The following is a 19,183-nucleotide window of genomic DNA, read 5'->3' on the forward strand; positions in this document are numbered from 1 at the left end:
TTTCTCCCTCGCCCCTCTGGGGAGAGGGCGGGGTGAGGGGGGATTACTCTTCGTTCTCAGACAGCTCGCGCAGATACTGGAAAATCAGGCGCGCAGATTTCGGCGGTTTATTCCCTTCTTTCTCTTTCTTCGCGTTGCGGATCAAGGAACGCAGCTGCTGGCGGTCGGCATCCGGCCACAGGTTCAGCACTTCCGGTACGGCATCATCACCCTGTTCAATCAGGCGATCGCGGATCTGCTCCAGCTTGTGGAACAGCGCAACCTGCTGGTTGTGGCGGTTTTTCAGCTTGTCCAGCGCCTGGCGGATCGGATCAACATCGCGCTGACGCAGCATTTTCCCGATAAGCTGAAGCTGGCGACGACGGCCTTCTTTTTTGATTTTCTGTGCCAGTTCAATGGCATCACGCAGATCCTGGTCGAGCGGGATCTTGTCCAGCGCGTTTTTACCCAGTTCTACCATTTCCGCGCCAAGGTGTTTTAACTCTTCGGCGTCACGTTTAATTTCACTTTTACTGACCCAGATGATCTCATCATCTTCGTCTTCGATGTCATCACCGGGAACGTCGTCGAGCCAGTCTTCGGGCTGCTTAGTCATGTCAGGCTCCTTAAAAAAAGAGGCTAATGTTACCAGTTAAGACGCGCACTGAAAAACGGTTCTCTGTTAGACTTCAGATAACTCTCTCTTACAGTATGGCATTTGCGATGAAAGTAACCTCACAAGTTGAAGCGCAGCGTAAGATTCTTGAAGAAGCCGTCTCCACCGCGCTGATGCTTGCTTCAGAAAAATCAGATGGCGCCGAAGTGGCGGTCAGCAAAACCACCGGCATCAGCGTGAGTACCCGCTATGGCGAAGTGGAGAATGTCGAATTCAACAGCGATGGCGCGCTGGGGATCACGGTGTATCACCAGAATCGCAAAGGCAGCGCGTCATCCACCGATCTCAGTCCGGATGCTATTGCCCGTACGGTGCAGGCGGCGCTGGATATCGCCCGTTATACCTCCCCGGATCCTTACGCAGGCGTGGCGGATAAAGACCTGCTGGCGTTTGATGCCCCGGATCTCGATCTTTTCCACCCGGCGGAAGTGACCCCGGACGAAGCGATCGAACTGGCCGCGCGCGCCGAGCAGGCTTCCCTGCAGGCGGATAAACGCATCACCAATACCGAAGGCGGCAGCTTCAACAGCCACTACGGCATCAAAGTCTTCGGCAACAGTCACGGCATGCTGCAGGGCTACTGCTCCACTCGTCATTCTCTCTCCAGCTGCGTCATCGCCGAAGAGAACGGAGACATGGAGCGTGACTACGCCTACACCATTGGCCGCGCGCTGGGGGACTTGCAGTCTCCTGAGTGGGTGGGAAAAGAGTGTGCCGAACGCACGCTGTCTCGCCTGTCGCCGCGCAAACTCTCCACCATGAAGGCCCCGGTTATTTTTGCCAACGAAGTGGCAACCGGTCTGTTTGGTCATCTGGTGGGCGCTATCGCGGGCGGCTCGGTTTACCGTAAATCGACCTTCCTGCTCGATTCGCTGGGCAAGCAGATCCTGCCGGAATGGCTGACCATCGAAGAGCATCCGCACCTGCTGAAAGGGCTGGCCTCCACGCCGTTCGACAGCGAAGGCGTGCGTACCGAACGTCGTGACATCGTCAAAGACGGCGTGCTGACCCAGTGGCTGCTGACTAATTACTCCGCGCGCAAGCTGGGGCTGAAAAGCACCGGACACGCTGGCGGCATCCACAACTGGCGCATTGCCGGGCAGGGCCTGAGCTTTGAGCAGATGCTGAAAGAGATGGGCACCGGCCTGGTCGTCACGGAACTGATGGGCCAGGGCGTAAGCGGCATCACCGGCGACTACTCGCGCGGCGCGGCGGGCTTCTGGGTGGAAAACGGCGAAATTCAGTATCCGGTAAGCGAGATTACGATTGCCGGCAATCTGAAGGACATGTGGCGCAATATCGTTACGGTCGGTAACGATATTGAAACACGTAGCAATATACAGTGTGGTTCTGTACTTCTGCCGGAAATGAAAATCGCCGGCCAGTAATATCCGTAAAGGCGTTTTAATAATAAAAAAGGAAGTGAGCAATGCGTAAACATCTGTTAGCGATCGTCGCGGCTTCAACGCTGGTTCTTGGCTCTTCTGCGTTTGCTGCCGATCTTGAAGACGACATGGGCATCCTCGGTCAAAACCTGAAGGTGGTGCAGAAAACGGACAATGCGGCTGAAATGAAAGACGCGCTGACCAAAATGCGTGAAGCGGCGCTGGACGCCCAAAAAGCGACCCCGCCTAAGCTGGAAAGCAAAGCCGCAGACAGCGCAGAGATGAAAGACTACCGTCACGGCTTTGACGTGCTGGTCGGCCAGATCGACGGCGCGCTGAAGCTGGCTAACGAAGGCAAAGTGAAGGAAGCCCAGGCGGCGGCCGAGCAGTTTGTGACCACGCGCAACACGTACCACCAAAAGTATCGTTAATTGGGTGCCTGAGCTGTACGTCCTTTGCCCGTATGCGGAGGCGCATGACGCGCCCCCGCATCCTTGCTCCCTACTGGCCGGAGCGACAATCCATCCTCGCTGTCACTGCAAAAGAATCGTTTCGAAAACTGATCTCGCACAGTGTTTTCCGCGTCACCAGCGTTAAGATGATTATTGTCAAAGCAATAATCATCAAAACTCCAATGCCTGGGTTTTGGCGTTTCATGGATGCCTCCTTGCTTTAAAGCGGGCGAGGTAGCGAACTCCACGGTCCGACGTGTCGTTTCGAGCCCCCGCCCTGATTTTCTATCAGGCGGGGCTTTCCACTTACCGTCCCATGCCTGAGACGGTCAGTCTCAAGCACCCGTTGCCACTCTAGCGGATCCCCATAAGAAAACCTTATCCACGTCACACTTCTACGAGCCCGCTCGTAATCTTTTCCGCTTTGCTTGCCCCGTTTTGGCCGCGCAATAGCGTGATATTCATCACGTAAATGCAGCGGTTTATCCAGATTCACCGCATTTATGTGGCACAGATCACTGCCGCGGCTCGCCTTTCCACTTCGAAGTGGAAAACAACTCGCTACAAACAATTCCCCCCCAACGTTAGTTTTATTCCAGAGCCATTAACGGGGTAAGACCAGTGATTAACGGAGCGGTAATGAACGACGTTGGGGAACAGGCAGAGCAAACAGAACAGCTCGCAAACACCATGCTGCAGCAGGTTTATGCCCTGCTGGCCCGGAACAACATCATCCCCAACGCGGTACAGGAGCAGATGCTCACCTCCCACGTGCGCGCCATGGCGCACCGGTCCGTGACCGGCGAGCCGCTGCCGGAGGTTGAAGCAGAGCTGTTTGACGAAATTTCACCGGATTCAATGCGGCTCGCCCGTGAAGTGGTCGCGCAGTTTGGCAATCTTCCTGATGAAGAAGCCTGGCTGCTCTCCGTTCACTTTGAAGTCGCGAAAGACAACCTTTAAGGAGCAACACATGGAACAGATTACAGTCGTGATTGGCGATCGCCTGGGTAAAGGTCAGAAAGTGGCTGCCGGTGTGGAAAAAGCAGGTGGACGCGCGGTGGTTGTGCCGGGCATGGCGGCGGACATGAAGCTCGGCGACATGATGAAAGCGGAAAACGCCACCTTCGGCATCTCCTTCTGCGGCAGCGGCGGCGCGGGTGCCATCACTGCCCAAACCAAATATGGCTACAAAGCCAAATACGGCATGCGTTCCGTGGAAGAGGGCGTGACCGCCATCAACGAAGGCTGCAACGTGCTGGGCTTCGGCTTTATGGATAAAGAAGAGCTGGGCGAGCGTCTGGTGCAGGCGTGGCAGAAAAAATACGGCGCATAAGCATGAAAGAACAGTTCACAACCACGGTGAGAGTGAAGGGAAAAGGCGACGCCAAAGCGCGCGCCTTTGCCGACGCGCTCAACCACGTTCAGGCCGCGGTGATGAAAGCTTCACCGCATATCTTACTGCGTATTGAGCCACAGGATGTGCAGGTCGTTCAGGCGCAAGAAGCGGTGCGTAAAGAAGCGTTTCTGTTCTTCTTTCTGCGCCGGGAAAGACGCACCTACAGCGTGGAGCTGGATGTGACCGTCAACGTGACCGCTATCAATCTTGACCAGGTGGATTTCGTCACGCAACGCTGATTATTCATAAAAGGGCAGACTGATGTTCTTAATTATATTAATAAAATCGCTCATCATTGGCGGCCTGGTTGGCGTCGGTGTCGGAGCCGGGGCTGCACGCATGTTTCATGCGCCTACCACTCAGGGTATGGGCGCGTTTCGTACGTTGGGGGAACTGAACTCCTGTGAAGGGGATCCGGCGTCCCACTTCTCTTTTGGGTTAGGTTTCTTCTTTAACGCCTGGGCCTCTTCCGTGGCCGCGGGTGCCTTCACACAGGACGTTGACCACCGCATCATCCCGAACTGGGGTGCTGCTGCACTGATGATCAAAAACCGTAACGTCGGCGAAACGCTGCACGATCCGCGCAAAATGGCGATTGCCTGCGGCGTAATCGGCATGATCGTCGTGACCTTCCTTAACCTTACCGCCTCCTCCGTACCGGCTGCGCTTCAGGTCACCGCCGTCAAGGTGCTGGTGCCGGCGGCAAACCTGCTGGTCAACACCGTGATGCCGGTGATCTTCTGGCTGGCGGCCATCGACGCGGGTAAAAAATCGGGCTTCTGGGCGACCATTTTCGGCGGCGCAGCGCAGCTGATTATGGGCAACGCCGTGCCGGGCCTGGTGCTGGGGATCCTGATTGGTAAAGGCGTAGAGGAGAGCGGCTGGAACCACGTCACCAAAGTGATGATGGCGGCTATCGTCCTGCTGTTCGTGCTGAGCGGCTTCTTCCGCGGCTTCGACATGAAGATGATCGAATCCTTCCATCTGACCGTGCCGAACTGGCTCGACATGATCCACAACTCGCTCAGCGGTAAATAACAGGAGCCTCTAAATGGAACAGAATAAAGGTTTTTGGTATGCCGACTGGTCGTTCCCGATCTTTGTTGGCCTGCTCTCCTCCGGCGTCTTCGCCGGGACGCACATGTACTACCTCTACGGCATCGGCGCGTTTAACGAAGTGGCCTTCGTGGCGATGCTGAAGGCGGGCATCGATACCGGCGTTTACGGCGCGGTGGCGGCGTTCGGCGCAAGCTTCCTGTTCGCCCGCATTATCGAAGGCTCGCTGGTCGGTATCCTGGATATCGGCGGGGCGATCCAGACCGGCGTCGGTCTTGGCGTTCCGGCGCTGCTGCTGGGCGCGGGGATCATGTTCCCGGTGACCAACTTCATTGCCGCGCTGATTACCGGCCTGGTGATTGGCCTGGCGATTGGCTACGTCATCATCCTGGCGCGTAAGTTCACCATCAATCAGAGCAACTCCACCTACGGTGCAGACGTGATGATGGGCGCGGGTAACGCCTCCGGCCGCTTCCTCGGGCCGTTGATTATCCTCAGCGCCATGACCGCCTCCATTCCGATTGGCGTGGGTTCTCTGCTGGGGGCACTGCTGTTCTACATCTGGCAGAAGCCCATTACCGGCGGTGCGATCCTCGGTGCCATGCTGTTGGGCTGGCTGTTCCCGGTCGCCCTTTAATACCCGCGGGCGCTCAGGCGCCCGCCTTATCAGGAGATCCTCATGTTTGATTTACTCCTGCGCCGCGCGCGCCTTGCCGACGATACCCTGACCGATCTCGCCATCCTGGACGGGAAGATTGCGGCGCTGGGCGACATTGACGCTCCCGCCAGCAAAACGGTTGAGCTGAACGGCAACGTATTCGTTAGCGCAGGCTGGATTGACTCCCACGTCCACTGCTACCCGAACTCCCCGATTTACCACGACGAACCGGACAGCGTCGGCATTGCCACCGGCGTCACCACCGTGGTGGACGCGGGCAGTACCGGTGCCGACGACGTGGACGATTTCTATGACATCACCCGCAGGGCCTCCACCGAGGTGTTTGCCCTGCTGAACGTCTCCCGCGTGGGGCTGATTGCCCAGAACGAGCTGGCCAATATGGCCAACATCGACGCTGACGCGGTGAAGCAGGCGGTTAAACGTCACCCCGATTTTATCGTTGGCCTGAAAGCGCGCATGAGCAGCAGCGTGGTCGGTGAAAACGGCATTACGCCGCTGGAGCGCGCGAAAGCCATTCAGAAAGAGAACGGCGACCTGCCGCTGATGGTGCACATCGGCAACAACCCGCCGAACCTCGACGAAATTGCCGAGCTGCTGAGCTCGGGCGACATCATCACCCACTGCTACAACGGCAAGCCCAACCGCATTCTGACGCCCTCGGGCGAGCTGCGCGCCTCCATATCCTCTGCCCTGAAGCGCGGCGTGCGTCTGGACGTCGGCCACGGCACGGCGAGCTTTAGCTTTGAGGTGGCGAAACGCGCCATCGCGATGGGCATCCTGCCGCACACCATCAGCTCGGATATCTACTGCCGCAACCGCATCAACGGCCCGGTGGGCTCGCTGGCGAGCGTGATGTCGAAATTCCTCGCCATCGGCATGTCGCTGCCGCAGGTGATTGACTGCGTGACCGCGAACGCCGCCGACGGCCTGCGCCTGGCGCGCAAAGGCCGCATTCAGCCGGGTCTCGACGCCGACCTGACGCTGTTCACGATTAAACGTCAGCCGACGGTGCTGACGGATGCCGAAAACGACAGCCTGCAGGCTGAACACATTCTGGTGCCGCTTGCTGCGATCCGCGCGGGCAAGGGCTACATGACCGAACAAGGGAGCACGGAAAATGCCTTCGATTTATGAGAAGTACCGCTTAAAGCAGGTAATCAACACCTCTGGCCGCATGACGGCGCTGGGCGTCTCCACGCCGCGCCCGGAAGTGGTACAGGCGGCGATGGACGGGATGAATCACTATTTCGAGATGAAGGATCTGGTCAATAAAACCGGGGAATACATCGCGAAGCTGCTGGATGTGGAAGGGGCGACAGTCGTCTCCTGCGCATCGGCGGGCATTGCCCAGTCCGTGGCGGCAGTGCTGGTCAAAGACAGCGACTGGCTGCTGGAAAACCTGCACGTGACCCCGATTGAGAACAACGAAATCGTCCTGCCGAAAGGCCACAACGTGAACTTTGGCGCGCCGGTGGGCACCATGGTGGCGCTGGGTGGCGGTAAGCTGGTAGAGGCGGGCTACGCCAACGAATGCTCTGCCGATCAGCTGGCGGCGGCGATCACCCCGCGCACGGCGGCGATCCTCTATATCAAATCGCACCACTGCGTGCAGAAAAGCATGCTCAGCGTCGAGCAGGCGGCAGTCGTCGCACGTAAACACGATCTCCCGCTGATCGTCGATGCCGCGGCGGAAGAAGATCTGCACGTGTACTACCGCTCGGGCGCGGATCTGGTGATCTACAGCGGCGCGAAGGCGATCGAAGGGCCAACCAGCGGGCTGGTGATCGGCAAAACCCAGTACGTAGAGTGGGTAAAACGCCAGACGGCGGGCATTGGCCGTGCCATGAAGGTGGGCAAAGAGGGCATTCTTGGCCTGACCTGCGCCATCGAACACTACCTGACGGCGACCAAAGAGAGCGGTGCGGAAATGGTGGCGAAGATGACGCCGTTTATCGAGGCGCTCAACACCCTGAACGGTGTGACCGCGCGCGTGGTCTGGGACAGCGCCGGACGCGACATCGCCCGCACCGAGATTAAGTTCGACGAAGCCGCAACGGGCGTCGGCACGGGTGACCTGGTGGCGAAGCTCAAGCAGGGCGAATACGCCATTTACTTCCGTGGCTACAAGGCCAACGAAGGGATTATCGAGGCGGACGTGCGCAGCGTGAATGCTGACCAGCTGAACATCGTGTACCGCCGCATTAGCGAAGTATTAGGACAGGAGAAAAAAGCATGAAACTGACCCCCAACTTTTACCGTGACCGCGTCTGTCTGAACGTGCTGGCAGGCTCCAAAGCCAACGCCAGCGCCATTTACGAGGCGGCGGAAGGTCACGTGCTGGTGGGCGTGCTCTCCAAAAATTACCCGGACGTGGCGAGCGCCGTCGCCGATATGCGCGAATACGCCGCCCTGATTGATAACGCGCTCTCCGTTGGCCTGGGCGCGGGCGACCCGAACCAGTCGGCAATGGTGAGTGAAATCTCCCGCCAGGTGCAGCCGCAGCACGTCAACCAGGTCTTTACCGGCGTGGCTACCAGCCGCGCGCTGCTGGGGCAGAATGAATCCGTGGTTAACGGTCTGGTCTCCCCGACCGGCACCGTCGGGATGGTGAAAATCTCTACCGGACCGCTGAGCAGCGCGGCCCCGGACGGCATCGTGCCGGTTGAAACCGCGATTGCCCTGCTGAAAGATTTCGGCGGCAGCTCAATCAAATACTTCCCGATGGGCGGCCTGAAGTGCCGTGACGAGTACAAGGCGGTGGCGGAAGCCTGCGCCCGTCACGACTTCTGGCTGGAGCCAACCGGAGGTATCGATCTGGAAAACTATGAGGAGATCCTGCAGATCGCCCTCGACGCGGGCGTGAGCAAAATCATCCCGCATATCTACAGCTCAATTATCGACAAAGCCAGCGGCGATACGCGTCCGGAAGATGTGCGTACCCTGCTGGCGATGACGAAGAAGCTGGTGAAGTAGAATTCACACATATACAGGAGCCACCATGCACACCCGTACCCTGCTTGTCGCTTCACTTTCTTTACTGACCACTGCCGCGATCGCCCAGACGCAATACGCCTGGGTGGGCACCTACAACCCCAACGGCGAAGGGCTGTACCGCTTTACCGTTGACCCGCAAACCGGCGCGCTGGCGAATAAAACGCTGGTGAGCAAACTGCCGAATGCGGCGCAGTTGACCCTTTCACAGGACGGCAAAACGCTGTATCTGGCAAGCGAAGTGGAGCAGGGCGTGGTGCAGGCGCTGCGCGTCGGCGATAACGGTGCGCTGAGCGAGCTCAATCAGGTGGCCTCCGGCGGCGCGGGGCCGGTTTACCTGTCGCTGACGCCGAACGGTCGCCATCTGCTGGTGGCCAACTACGTCAGCGGGTCGATTGCCGTTTTGCCGATCAAGGCAGACGGCAGCCTGGGGGGCGCCACGGACACACATCAGGACAAGGGCGAACCGGGCGCGGCGAAGCCCGAAGCCGCTGTGGAGGGTAGTTTCGCGATCAGCGATCATAATGGCCCCCACGCGCATATGATCGCCGCCGATCCGAGCGGGAAATATGTGTTTTCCACCGATCTGGGGCTGGATCGCCTCTACCAGTACCGTTTAGACGATCGAACCGGGAAGCTGACGCCGAACGATCCGCCGTTTATCAGCGCTTCCTCGAAAGGCGCCGGACCGCGCCACTTTGTCTTTACGCCAAAAGGCGATGCCCTGTGGCTGATTAACGAAGAGGCGTCTACGCTCACCCATTATACCGTGAACGCCAACGGCACCTTAAAAGAGGGCAAAACGCTTTCAGCCCTGCCGGAAGGCTACAAAGGCACCAGCTTTGCTGCCGGGCTGGCATTAAGCGCTGATGGCAAACAGCTGTATGTGGCTAACCGTTTGCATAACAGCATCGGGCACTTTACCGTAACAGCGGAGGGTACGCTGACGCATCAGGACGATGTGTGGACGCGTGGTGATTATCCCCGCACCCTGACGCTCGATAAGCAGGGGCGCTGGCTGTACGTCATGAACCAGCGGAGCGACAACATTACCCGTTTCCGCGTCGGTCAGGACGGCAAGCTAAGCTTTGAGCCAGACTATACCCCGGTCGGCAGCCCATCCCAGATGGTCATTTCACCTTAAGCCGTAAGAGGACAAACCCGTGCGATTTCCGAACCAACGTTTAGCGCAACTTTTCGATCTGTTGCAAAACGAGACGCTGCCGCAGGACGAGCTGGCGCAGCGGCTGTCGGTCTCCACGCGAACCGTCCGTGCGGACATTACCGCCCTTAACGCGCTGCTGGCCAGCCACGGCGCGCAGTTTATCCTGAGCCGGGGCAACGGCTATCAGCTCAAAATTGAGGATGCCGGGCGCTATCAGCAGCTTCAGGCATCCCACCCGCGCGCGCTGCGTATTCCCCGGACCGGGCCGGAGCGCGTGCATTATCTGGTGGTGCGTTTTCTCACCTCGGCGTTTTCGCTTAAGCTGGAGGATCTGGCGGACGAGTGGTTCGTCAGCCGCGCCACGCTGCAAAGCGACATGGCGGAGGTGCGCGAGTGGTTTCATCGTTACAACCTGACGCTGGAAACCCGTCCGCGCCACGGCATGAAGCTGTTTGGCAGCGAGATGTCGACCCGCGCCTGCCTGACCGATCTGCTCTGGGAGCTGGCGCAGCAGGACAGCCTGAACCCGCTGGTGACCGACGTGGCGCTGAATGCGGGCGTGGCGGAGCAGATGGTGCCGGTGCTGCACGACGCCCTGACGCGTCACCACATTCGCCTGACCGATGAAGGCGAGCTGTTCCTACGCCTGTACTGCGCGGTGTCGGTGCGGCGCATCAGCGAGGGCTATCCGCTGCCGGAATTCCACGCCGAAGACGTGGAAGAGAACGTGCGCGAGGCGGCGAAAGATATCGCGGTGACCATCCAGCAACTGGCAGGCAAAACGCTTTCGCCGTCGGAGGAGAGCTGGCTGTGCGTGCACATTGCGGCGCGGCAGATTCAGGAGATTGCCCCGAGCGCAATTAACGCCGACGACGACGAAGCGCTGGTCAACTACATCCTGCGCTACATCAACACCCACTATAACTACAACCTGCTTAGCGACGCGCAGCTGCACGCGGACCTGCTCACGCATATCAAAACCATGATCACCCGCGTGCGGTATCAAATCATGATCCCCAATCCGCTGCTGGATAACATCAAGCAGCACTACCCGATGGCGTGGGACATGACCCTCGCGGCGGTGTCGAGCTGGGGCAAATACACGCCGTATGTGATCAGCGAAAACGAGATTGGTTTCCTGGTGCTGCATATTGGCGTCGGGCTGGAGCGTCACTACAACATTGGCTACCAGCGTCAGCCGCGCGTGCTGCTGGTATGCGACGCCGGTAATGCCATGGTCCGCATGATTGAGGCGGTGCTGCAGCGTAAATATCCGCAGATTGAGGTCACGCGCACGCTCACCCTGCGCGAGTACGAGCTGGCGGAAACGATTGGCGAAGACTTTGTGATCGCCACCGCCCGCGTCAGCGAAAAGTCAAAACCGGTGGTGATGATTGCCCCGTTCCCGACCGACTATCAGCTGGAGCAGATTGGCAAACTGGTGCTGGTGGATCGCACCCGTCCGTGGATGCTGGATAAATACTTCGACGCGGCCCATTTCCGCATTATCGACAAGCCGATCGATCAGCAGACGCTGTTCCGCGAGCTGTGTGAACAGCTTGAAGGCGAGGGTTTTGTCGGCGCGGAGTTCCTGGATTCCGTCGTCGAGCGTGAAGCAATCGTCAGCACCATGCTCGGCGACGGCATTGCGCTCCCGCACTCCCTCGGCCTGCTGGCGCAGAAAACGGTGGTCTACACCGTGCTTGCCCCGCACGGCGTTCAGTGGGGCGACGAAACCGCGCACGTCATCTTCCTGCTTGCCATCAGCAAAAGCGAATACGAAGAGGCGATGGCGATTTACGATATCTTCGTCACCTTCCTGCGTGAGCGGGCGATGTCACGTCTCTGTAGCTGCGAGGATTTTGCCGGATTTAAGGCGGTGGCGATGGAGAGTTTGAGTCGTTTTTGAGATAAGGGCGGATGGATAACATCCGCCTTTGATCAACGCAAATGATGCACAACCTGGTTGCTACTGCCGCGCCAGATGAGCGCCGGGTCTTTTAAATCCTGCACGAACTTGCCGTCGACCAGGACGTTAATCAGATCCACGACTTCCATTTGCTGCGCGTTCAGTTCATCCAGCTTGTAGCCTGTCCAGACCCAGATATCTTTTCCCGAGCACTCGCGGCGAATGCGCTTCACCAGCTTCAAAATATCCGGCACGTTTTGCGGATGCAGCGGATCGCCGCCGGAGAGGGAAATCCCCTGACGGTGAATGCGCGTGTCGTTCAGGTCGTTGACGATCTTGTCTTCCATTTCAGCGGTAAACGGCATGCCGGAATTTAAGCGCCAGGTGCTTTTGTTGTAGCAGCCAGGGCATTCGTGGACGCAGCCTGACACGAACAGGGTGCAGCGGGTGCCGGGGCCGTTGACGATGTCGACGGGGTAGTACTGGTGATAGTTCATAGCGTTAACCTGATGCCCTCACCCCGGCCCTCTCCCACAGGGAGAGGGAGAAAACCGGAGTCAGGATTAGCAATGTGCTCGATCGGTTCCCTCTCCCTTGAGGGAGAGGGGTAGGGTGAGGGGGAGTACCCTGCGCAGAACTTACCCGATCTGCCCATTCCCCAGATGCTTCACGCGGCGCTTCACCTCTTCCTGCTTGCCCGCGTTAAACGGACGCGCGTCCGGGCTGCCGAGGTAGCCGCACACGCGACGGGTCACGGAGACGCGGGCCGCGTCGTGGTTGCCGCATTTCGGGCAGGTAAAGCCTTTACTCGTACACTCGAACTCACCGGTAAAGCCACACTCGTAGCACTCGTCGATAGGCGTGTTGGTCCCGTAATACGGCACGTGCTGGTAGCTGTAATCCCACACGTCTTCCAGCGCCTTCAGGTTGTGCTGAATGTTCGGGTACTCGCCGTAGCAGATGAACCCGCCGCTGGCGATCGGCGGATAGCCCGCTTCGAAGTCGATCTTGTCGTACGGGTTTACCTTCTTCTCCACGTCGAGGTGGAAGCTGTTGGTGTAGTACCCTTTGTCGGTCACGCCTTCCACAATCCCGAATTCGGCGGTGTCCAGACGGCAGAAGCGGTCGCACAGGTTTTCGCTCGGCGTGCTGTAGAGGCTAAAGCCGTAGCCGGTTTCCTCTTTCCACTGGTCAACCGCGTCGCGCAGGCGCTGAACGATGGCGATGCCTTTTTCGCGCAGGGCCTCACTGTCGTACATGTGCGTGTCGCCAAACAGCGCGTTGATGGTTTCGTGGATGCCGATATAGCCCAGCGAAATCGACGCGCGACCGTTTTTGAAGATCTCAGACACGTCATCGTCCGCCTTCAGGCGCACGCCGCAGGCTCCTTCCATATAGAGGATCGGCGCGACGCGGGCTTTCACCCCTTCCAGACGGGCGATACGGGTCATCAGCGCTTTCCGCGCCAGCTGCAGACGTTCATCCAGCAGTGTCCAGAATTCAGCTTCATTACCTTTTGCCTCCAGCGCGATGCGCGGCAGGTTCAGGCTGATGACGCCCAGGTTGTTGCGCCCGTCGTGGATCTGCTCGCCGTTTTCATCCTCGTACACGCCGAGGAAGCTGCGGCAGCCCATTGGCGTTTTAAACGAACCGGTGACTTTGACGACCTGATCGTAGTTCAGGATGTCCGGGTACATGCGCTTGCTCGCGCACTCCAGCGCCAGCTGTTTGATATCGTAGTTTGGATCGCCAAACTTGTGGTTCAGGCCGTCGCGAATCGCGAACACCAGTTTCGGGAACACCGCAGTTTTGCGGTTTTTGCCAAGGCCGGAAATACGGTTGCGCAGGATGGACTGCTGAATCAGGCGTGATTCCCAACTGGTGCCAAGACCAAAACCGAAGGTCACAAACGGCGTCTGGCCGTTGGCGGTGTGCAGCGTGTTCACCTCATATTCCAGCGACTGGAAGGCGTCGTAGCACTCTTTCTCGGTGCGGGAATGGGCGTAGCCGTCAGCGTCCGGGATCTGCCACTCTTCAGCCGTTTTACGATGCTTGTTGAAGCTCGCCGTGACGAACGGAGCCAGCACTTCGTCAATGCGGTTAATGGTGGTCCCGCCATAAATGTGGCTGGCGACCTGGGCGATAATCTGCGCCGTGACCGCGGTGGCCGTGGAGATCGACTTAGGCGGTTCAATCTCGGCGTTACCCATTTTAAAACCGTGGGTCAGCATGCCTTTCAGGTCGATCAGCATGCAGTTGAACATCGGGAAGAATGGCGAGTAGTCGAGATCGTGGTAGTGAATTTCGCCGCGCTCGTGCGCAGACACCACGTCGCGCGGCAGCAGATGCTGACGGGCATAGTGTTTGGCGACGATACCGGCCAGCAGATCGCGCTGGGTCGGGATCACTTTACTGTCTTTATTGGCGTTTTCATTGAGCAGCGCAGAGTTGGTCTGCTCGACCAGGCCACGGATCTCCTGGTTCAGACGGCCGCGTTTCTCGCGCTGAACGTCACGATCGTGGCGGTACTCAATATAGGCGCGCGCCAGCTGCTTGTAAGGTCCTGCCATCAGCTGGTTCTCAACCGCGGTCTGGATTTCGTTGATATCGACCTGGCTGCGTTCATTCATCTGGCTGCTAACGACTTCTGCGACGGTGGCGCAGTAATCTGCGTCATCGACTCCCGCTGCTTTAGCTGCACGCAGAATGGCTTCCTGGATGCGCTCTGATTTAAACGGCACTTTACAGCCATCACGTTTCATCACATGCGGTGTCATGATCACTCCATTTTTGAAAACAGGTTATCCACAGAGGTGGAGAAGTATTCACCGGACGCATTTCCCGCCAGGCCAAAGACTTCCCGCGTTCCCGGCTCGTGTTATCCACAATTCCGGCCAGCGTAAGCGCCGTCTTGTTGTTGGAATAGTAGACGATAAATACAAGATATTGGGTCGGCGTGCATTTTAAGTGCTACATATAGTGATTTGCATCAAACATGTTTGCGATTTATTTGATTCAGAACAAAGTAAAAAGGCGAGAGTACAAACGGCGGGCGCTACAGCATTTGTAAAGGCGAGCGAGAAAAATCTGATTAATTATTCAACAAAAACAGTAAAGTAAGCCGGGTGCAGGGCTGCACCCGGCAGGACGGTTACTGTTGCAACCACCAGACGGCTTCAAACGGACGCAGCGACGTCGTTGGTGGTGTCGGGTAGTTACTCATCATTACCTGCAACTTACCGCTGAGAAGGTCTGTCTGCCATTCCTGAGGCGTATTGCTCAGGTTTGCCGCAACAATCAGGGTCTGTCCCTGCCACCGGCGACGGTAGCACCACAGAGAAGGGTGTTCCGGCAGGAGATCTTCATAATCTCCCCACGTCAGCACCGGCAGGGTTTTGCGCAGGCTAATCAGCGACTGATAGGTATAGAAGACGGAATCCGCATCGTCCAGCGCCGCGCGGGCGTTCACGGTTTCGTAGTTGTCGCAGACGCCAATCCACGGTTCGCCCTCGCTAAAGCCCGCATTGTGCGACGCGTCCCACTGCATTGGGGTTCGCCCGTTATCCCGGGACTTACTCGCCAGAATCGCCAGTAATTCATCCGGATCGCGGCCGTTGGCGCGCAGTTCGGCGAATATGTTCAGGCTTTCCACGTCGCGGTAATCGGTGATGCGGCTGAAGTGCGGGTTCGTCATCCCCAGCTCTTCACCCTGGTAAATATACGGCGTGCCCTGCATGCCGTGCAGCACCATCCCGAGCATCTTTGCGGCGTGAACGCGGTATTCTCCTTCGTCACCGAAGCGCGACACGATGCGCGGCTGGTCGTGGTTACACCAGAACAGCGCGTTCCAGGCTTTGTTATGCATCCCCTGCTGCCAGTGGCGGAAGAGGGTTTTCAGCGCCACGAAGTCCGGCTTCGCCTTCGTCCACTTTTCGCCGCCGGGGTAGTCCACCTTCAGGTGGTGGAAGTTAAAGGTCATCGACAGCTCGCTTCCGTCGAGCGACGCGTACTGCTGGCAGTTCTCCAGCGAGGTTGAGGACATCTCGCCTACCGTCATCAGGTTGCGCGGGGTAAAGACGTCGCGGCTCATCTCCTGCAGATATTCATGGATGCGCGGCCCGTCAGTGTAGAAGCGGCGACCGTCGCCCGCCTCGTCATTCGGGAAATCCTGATCTTTCGAAATCAGGTTAATCACGTCGAGGCGCAAGCCGTCGACGCCGCGGTCGGCCCAGAACTCGCACACCTTTTTCAGCTCGCCGCGCACCGCCGGGTTTTCCCAGTTGAGGTCCGCCTGCTCCGGCGCGAACAGGTGCAGGTAATACTGCTCGCTCTCCGCGTGCCAGCGCCAGGCGTTGCCGCCAAACTTGGAGCGCCAGTTGTTGGGCAACTGCTCAGGCGTGCCGTCGCGCCAGATGTAGAACTGGCGGTACGGGCTCGCTTTGTTCAGCGATTCCCGGAACCAGGGGTGCTGGGTTGAGGTGTGGTTGAACACCATATCCAGCACGATGCGAATGCCGCGCTGGTGCGCCTCGGCGACCAGTTCGTCGAAATCATCCAGCGTGCCGTACGCCGGGTCGATGGCGGTGTAATTCGCCACGTCGTAGCCGTTATCCACCTGCGGGGAGATATAAAACGGCGTCAGCCAGATGGCGTCGATGCCGAGGGTTTTCAGGTAGTCCAGGCGCTGCGTCACGCCGCGTAAATCGCCGGTGCCGCTGCCGGTGGTGTCCTGGAAGCTCTTGGGGTAAATCTGGTAGATAACGCCGTTTTGCCACCAGTGAGGAAGGGTATTCATAGTGTGTTCCTGCAAATGCGAAGGGGGCGCAACTGCGCCCCGAAAGAGAGAGTTAAACAATCTGCAGCGAGCCCTGACGGAACTTACGCTGGTAAACCACGGTTGTGAGCGCCATTGGGACGACGATCGCGATGGCCATTGCCAGGGCGAACACCTGCCAGTAAGCGGGCTGGATGGAGAGGATGCCCGGCAGGCCGCCGACGCCAATCCCGTTTGCCATTACGCCGTTCAGTCCGCACACCAGGCCCGCCAGACCGGAACCGATCATCGCGCAGAGCATCGGGAAGCGGTATTTCAGGTTGATACCGTACATCGCCGGCTCGGTGACGCCGAGGTAGGCGGAGATGGCCGCCGGAACGGAGATCTCGCGTTCGTTGTGCTTGCGGCTGACGATGATGATGCCGGTCACCGCGGACGCCTGAGCAATGTTAGACAGGGCGATAATCGGCCAGACCGGCGTGCCGCCGAGGCTCTGGATCATCTGCATATCAATGGCCAGCGTGGTCTGGTGCACGCCGGTGATCACCAGCGGGGCGTACAGGAAGCCAAACAGCGCGGCGCCAATCGGGGCGAAGCTGCCGGTCATCAGGTGACGCACCGCGAAGGCCACGCCGTCGCCAATCATGCGGCCAAACGGACCGATAAAGGCATGCGCCAGGAAGACCGCCAGAATCAGCGAGCAGACCGGCACCACCACCAGATAGAGGTAATCCGGCACGATGCGCTTCAGTCGGGTTTCAATAAAGCCCAGCGCCAGGCCCGCCAGCAGGGCCGGAATGACCTGCGCCTGATAGCCCACTTTGGCGATGGTAAACAGGCCGAAGTTCCACACCTCAGGCACCTGCTGACCAAGTAAGTAAGCGTTCATTAACTGCGGAGAGACCAGCGTGACGCCCAGTACGATACCGAGGATCGGCGTACCGCCCATCTTGCGCACGGCGGACCAGCAGATCCCGACCGGCAGATAGAAGAAGATCGCCTCGCCAATCAGCCACAGGAAGTCGTACACGGTTTTCAGCGCCGGATACATCTGCGCCAGGGTTTTGCCGTCGCTCATCGGCACGTCGCCGATGACGTTACGGAAGCCTAAGATCAAGCCTCCGCTGATCAGCGCCGGCAGCAGCGGGAAGAAGATCTCCGCGAAGTGGGAAATCAGCTGCTCGTGCCACTTCATGTTCTGGCGCGCGGCCTTCTTCGCCTGCTCTTTATCGGCGGAGGAGTGCCCGGTCGTTGCCAGCAGAGCCTGATAGTAATCGCCCACTTCGGTACCAATCACGACCTGGAACTGACCGGCGTTAGTGAAGCAGCCTTTAACCATGGAGAGTTCTTCAATGGCCTTCGGGTTGGCTTTGGCCGGATCGTTCAGCACGAAGCGCAGGCGGGTAATGCAATGGCTGACGGTAGCGATGTTTTCGCGGCCGCCGACCAGGACGATCAGCCGATCGATATCTGCTTGTTTGACTTTACTCATCATGAAACCTCATGACAGATGGTGAGGGGGTGTAATGACCTGAGCGCAAGCCTACTCCTTCAGCGTGACGGCGAAAATGGGAACGTTCCCGAAATCAGGCGAAGATCACAATAATCTGTTTTAGGAGGGTTACGAAAGGTGAGCGGGAATGACGATCTGACGCGGCTCAGCGCGCCCGTTGATCTGCTCGATCAGCTGCGTGGCGGCCTGTCTGCCGGACTCGGCGTAGCCCGGATCGACGGTGATGATCTCCGGGTGCAGGAACTTCATCAGCGGCGTGCTGCCGACGCTCGCCACCTGCAGGTTATCGATGCGCTGCTCCTGCAGATATTTGCTGGCACCCAGCGCCAGGGTATCCGTGGCGCACACCAGCGCGGTGGTCTGCGGCGTCAGAACGCTGGCGACCTGCTCGTAGCCCTGCTTCATGCCCAGCCCCGGCAGAGAGGCCACGGCGGAGAGGTTGTGCTTTTTGCAAAAGGCCAGATAGGCCTCATGGCGACGCTTGCCTGTGGTGACGTCCGCGTGCGGCACGCCGAGGAAGCTGATATGACGATGGCCTTCGTCAAACAGGCGCTGCATCAGGGTGATAATCGCGCCCTCGTCGTCATAGCAGACGGATGCAAAACCGTGGGCATCGCGCGCCAGCAGCACCAGCGACGGCTGCCAGGGTTTTAGCATCTCGTCTTTGATGCCGGTAAAGCCGAACAGCACCACGCCGTCAATGTTGCGCCGCTGGAGCATGCCCAGATGCTCTTCCACCAGCTGTGGCGAGAACTGGCTCTCCATCATGATCGGGTCATATCCCTGCTCATAGAAGGCGGGCAGCATGGTCTGCACGGCGAGGTTTTCAGACAGAGAATCCAGACGCGAAACAATGATGGCGACCACTTTGTCACTCTGCCCGCGCATGGCGCGCGCGGAGCGGGAAGGGGAAAAGCCGTGCTGATTCATGACCGCCTCAACGCGCTCGCGGGTGCGTTCGCTGACGCCGCTTTCGTTGTTCAGCACGCGTGAGACGGTTGATTTCCCCACGCCGCTTAAACGCGCGATGTCTTTAATCGTAAGGCGGTTCTGCATGCTGTATTCCCTGTAACAACGACAAAATGGTCAATTGAGCCTAATGCTATAGCGCGATTTCGCTATGGGCAAAGTCTGGTTTACGTTCGGTTTATTTGCAGGGGGGTATAATACCGCCCGAATCGTCACAAAGGGTACGCTTAAATCCTTAT

Annotated in this window: 19 protein-coding genes; 12 read left to right on the forward strand and 7 right to left on the reverse strand. The window is 58.6% G+C overall.

All coding sequences use genetic code 11. The features are described from left to right. Nucleotides 1-43: 43 nt before the first annotated feature. Nucleotides 44-595, reverse strand: coding sequence for a ribosome biogenesis factor YjgA (gene yjgA, locus DOU50_RS21440; protein ID WP_024907281.1), 552 nt, complete (start codon nt 593-595; stop codon nt 44-46). A 95-nt stretch (nt 596-690) separates the two neighbouring features. Here yjgA and pmbA point away from each other — a divergent pair, with 95 nt between their 5' ends. Both pmbA and cybC read left to right on the forward strand, forming a co-directional pair. Then, nucleotides 691-2,043, forward strand: coding sequence for a metalloprotease PmbA (gene pmbA, locus DOU50_RS21445; RefSeq protein ID WP_148770214.1), 1,353 nt, complete (start codon nt 691-693; stop codon nt 2,041-2,043). Between the two features lie 41 nt (nt 2,044-2,084). Beyond that, the gene (cybC, locus tag DOU50_RS21450; protein ID WP_023334302.1) at nt 2,085-2,471 is read left to right on the forward strand and encodes a cytochrome b562; all 387 of its coding nucleotides are present in this window, start codon (nt 2,085-2,087) and stop codon (nt 2,469-2,471) included. Between the two features lie 70 nt (nt 2,472-2,541). Here the strand turns inward: cybC and DOU50_RS21455 are convergent, their stop codons facing one another. Continuing rightward, entirely contained in the window at nt 2,542-2,697 is a 156-nt protein-coding gene (locus DOU50_RS21455; RefSeq protein WP_032651446.1) for a Hok/Gef family protein, read from the reverse strand. Between the two features lie 416 nt (nt 2,698-3,113). Between DOU50_RS21455 and DOU50_RS21460 the strand changes: the two genes are divergently transcribed. The 10 genes from DOU50_RS21460 to DOU50_RS21505 are packed head-to-tail and all read left to right on the forward strand — an operon-like array spanning nt 3,114 to nt 11,688. Continuing rightward, the gene (locus DOU50_RS21460) at nt 3,114-3,452 is read left to right on the forward strand and encodes a glycine dehydrogenase (protein ID WP_025911967.1); all 339 of its coding nucleotides are present in this window, start codon (nt 3,114-3,116) and stop codon (nt 3,450-3,452) included. 10 nt (nt 3,453-3,462) lie between these two features. Next, nucleotides 3,463-3,825 (forward strand): SFCGS family glycine-rich protein, encoded by a 363-nt coding sequence (locus DOU50_RS21465; protein ID WP_010427372.1) that lies wholly within the window; start codon nt 3,463-3,465, stop codon nt 3,823-3,825. Nucleotides 3,826-3,827: 2 nt separating this feature from the next. Beyond that, nucleotides 3,828-4,127, forward strand: coding sequence for a DUF4312 family protein (locus DOU50_RS21470; protein ID WP_006810338.1), 300 nt, complete (start codon nt 3,828-3,830; stop codon nt 4,125-4,127). A gap of 22 nt (nt 4,128-4,149) precedes the next feature. Next, nucleotides 4,150-4,926: a DUF4311 domain-containing protein gene (locus DOU50_RS21475; protein ID WP_008501408.1), complete on the forward strand. Its 777-nt coding sequence runs from the start codon at nt 4,150-4,152 to the stop codon at nt 4,924-4,926. 13 nt (nt 4,927-4,939) lie between these two features. Next, nucleotides 4,940-5,581, forward strand: a complete 642-nt coding sequence (locus DOU50_RS21480) for a DUF4310 family protein (protein ID WP_014068673.1) — start codon at nt 4,940-4,942, stop codon at nt 5,579-5,581. 42 nt (nt 5,582-5,623) lie between these two features. After that, entirely contained in the window at nt 5,624-6,757 is a 1,134-nt protein-coding gene (locus tag DOU50_RS21485; protein WP_148770216.1) for an amidohydrolase/deacetylase family metallohydrolase, read from the forward strand. Continuing rightward, nucleotides 6,741-7,859, forward strand: coding sequence for a DgaE family pyridoxal phosphate-dependent ammonia lyase (locus DOU50_RS21490; protein WP_148770218.1), 1,119 nt, complete (start codon nt 6,741-6,743; stop codon nt 7,857-7,859). Before DOU50_RS21485 ends, DOU50_RS21490 begins: the two co-directional genes overlap by 17 nt. Further along, nucleotides 7,856-8,596, forward strand: a complete 741-nt coding sequence (gene dagF / locus DOU50_RS21495; RefSeq protein ID WP_024907273.1) for a 2-dehydro-3-deoxy-phosphogluconate aldolase — start codon at nt 7,856-7,858, stop codon at nt 8,594-8,596. Before DOU50_RS21490 ends, dagF begins: the two co-directional genes overlap by 4 nt. A 25-nt stretch (nt 8,597-8,621) precedes the next feature. Next, nucleotides 8,622-9,758 (forward strand): lactonase family protein, encoded by a 1,137-nt coding sequence (locus tag DOU50_RS21500; protein ID WP_148770220.1) that lies wholly within the window; start codon nt 8,622-8,624, stop codon nt 9,756-9,758. Between the two features lie 19 nt (nt 9,759-9,777). After that, a complete protein-coding gene (locus tag DOU50_RS21505) occupies nt 9,778-11,688 on the forward strand; it encodes a BglG family transcription antiterminator (RefSeq protein WP_024907271.1) in 1,911 nt (636 codons plus the stop codon). A 32-nt stretch (nt 11,689-11,720) separates the two neighbouring features. On the opposite strand, the gene nrdG is transcribed toward DOU50_RS21505, so the two are convergent. The 5 genes from nrdG to treR form a co-directional block, all read right to left on the reverse strand. Next, nucleotides 11,721-12,185 carry an anaerobic ribonucleoside-triphosphate reductase-activating protein gene (nrdG, locus tag DOU50_RS21510; protein WP_032651464.1) on the reverse strand — a complete coding sequence of 155 codons (465 nt, stop codon included), beginning with the start codon at nt 12,183-12,185 and terminating at the stop codon, nt 11,721-11,723. 141 nt (nt 12,186-12,326) lie between these two features. Next, entirely contained in the window at nt 12,327-14,465 is a 2,139-nt protein-coding gene (gene nrdD / locus DOU50_RS21515) for an anaerobic ribonucleoside-triphosphate reductase (RefSeq protein WP_048992989.1), read from the reverse strand. A 374-nt stretch (nt 14,466-14,839) separates the two neighbouring features. After that, the gene (treC, locus tag DOU50_RS21520; protein ID WP_048992988.1) at nt 14,840-16,483 is read right to left on the reverse strand and encodes an alpha,alpha-phosphotrehalase; all 1,644 of its coding nucleotides are present in this window, start codon (nt 16,481-16,483) and stop codon (nt 14,840-14,842) included. Nucleotides 16,484-16,535: 52 nt separating this feature from the next. Then, nucleotides 16,536-17,954, reverse strand: a complete 1,419-nt coding sequence (gene treB, locus DOU50_RS21525; RefSeq protein WP_024907267.1) for a PTS trehalose transporter subunit IIBC — start codon at nt 17,952-17,954, stop codon at nt 16,536-16,538. 129 nt (nt 17,955-18,083) lie between these two features. Continuing rightward, complete coding sequence (gene treR, locus DOU50_RS21530) at nt 18,084-19,031, reverse strand: trehalose operon repressor TreR (protein ID WP_024907266.1); 948 nt, start codon at nt 19,029-19,031, stop codon at nt 18,084-18,086. Between the last annotated feature and the right edge of the window lie 152 nt (nt 19,032-19,183).

Source organism: Enterobacter sp. C6 (genome assembly GCF_008122455.1).
Taxonomy (GTDB): domain Bacteria; phylum Pseudomonadota; class Gammaproteobacteria; order Enterobacterales; family Enterobacteriaceae; genus Enterobacter; species Enterobacter pseudoroggenkampii.

Excerpts from the sequence above, each read along its gene's own strand:
- nrdG (WP_032651464.1), bottom strand. The coding sequence starts at position 12,185 with ATGAACTATCACCAGTACTACCCCGTCGACATCGTCAACGGCCCCGGC.
- DOU50_RS21490 (WP_148770218.1), top strand. The coding sequence starts at position 6,741 with ATGCCTTCGATTTATGAGAAGTACCGCTTAAAGCAGGTAATCAACACC.
- treC (WP_048992988.1), bottom strand. The coding sequence starts at position 16,483 with ATGAATACCCTTCCTCACTGGTGGCAAAACGGCGTTATCTACCAGATT.
- cybC (WP_023334302.1), top strand. The coding sequence starts at position 2,085 with ATGCGTAAACATCTGTTAGCGATCGTCGCGGCTTCAACGCTGGTTCTT.
- nrdD (WP_048992989.1), bottom strand. The coding sequence starts at position 14,465 with ATGACACCGCATGTGATGAAACGTGATGGCTGTAAAGTGCCGTTTAAA.
- dagF (WP_024907273.1), top strand. The coding sequence starts at position 7,856 with ATGAAACTGACCCCCAACTTTTACCGTGACCGCGTCTGTCTGAACGTG.
- treR (WP_024907266.1), bottom strand. The coding sequence starts at position 19,031 with ATGCAGAACCGCCTTACGATTAAAGACATCGCGCGTTTAAGCGGCGTG.
- DOU50_RS21465 (WP_010427372.1), top strand. The coding sequence starts at position 3,463 with ATGGAACAGATTACAGTCGTGATTGGCGATCGCCTGGGTAAAGGTCAG.
- DOU50_RS21485 (WP_148770216.1), top strand. The coding sequence starts at position 5,624 with ATGTTTGATTTACTCCTGCGCCGCGCGCGCCTTGCCGACGATACCCTG.
- DOU50_RS21480 (WP_014068673.1), top strand. The coding sequence starts at position 4,940 with ATGGAACAGAATAAAGGTTTTTGGTATGCCGACTGGTCGTTCCCGATC.
- yjgA (WP_024907281.1), bottom strand. The coding sequence starts at position 595 with ATGACTAAGCAGCCCGAAGACTGGCTCGACGACGTTCCCGGTGATGAC.
- DOU50_RS21470 (WP_006810338.1), top strand. The coding sequence starts at position 3,828 with ATGAAAGAACAGTTCACAACCACGGTGAGAGTGAAGGGAAAAGGCGAC.
- DOU50_RS21455 (WP_032651446.1), bottom strand. The coding sequence starts at position 2,697 with ATGAAACGCCAAAACCCAGGCATTGGAGTTTTGATGATTATTGCTTTG.
- treB (WP_024907267.1), bottom strand. The coding sequence starts at position 17,954 with ATGAGTAAAGTCAAACAAGCAGATATCGATCGGCTGATCGTCCTGGTC.
- DOU50_RS21475 (WP_008501408.1), top strand. The coding sequence starts at position 4,150 with ATGTTCTTAATTATATTAATAAAATCGCTCATCATTGGCGGCCTGGTT.
- DOU50_RS21500 (WP_148770220.1), top strand. The coding sequence starts at position 8,622 with ATGCACACCCGTACCCTGCTTGTCGCTTCACTTTCTTTACTGACCACT.
- pmbA (WP_148770214.1), top strand. The coding sequence starts at position 691 with ATGGCATTTGCGATGAAAGTAACCTCACAAGTTGAAGCGCAGCGTAAG.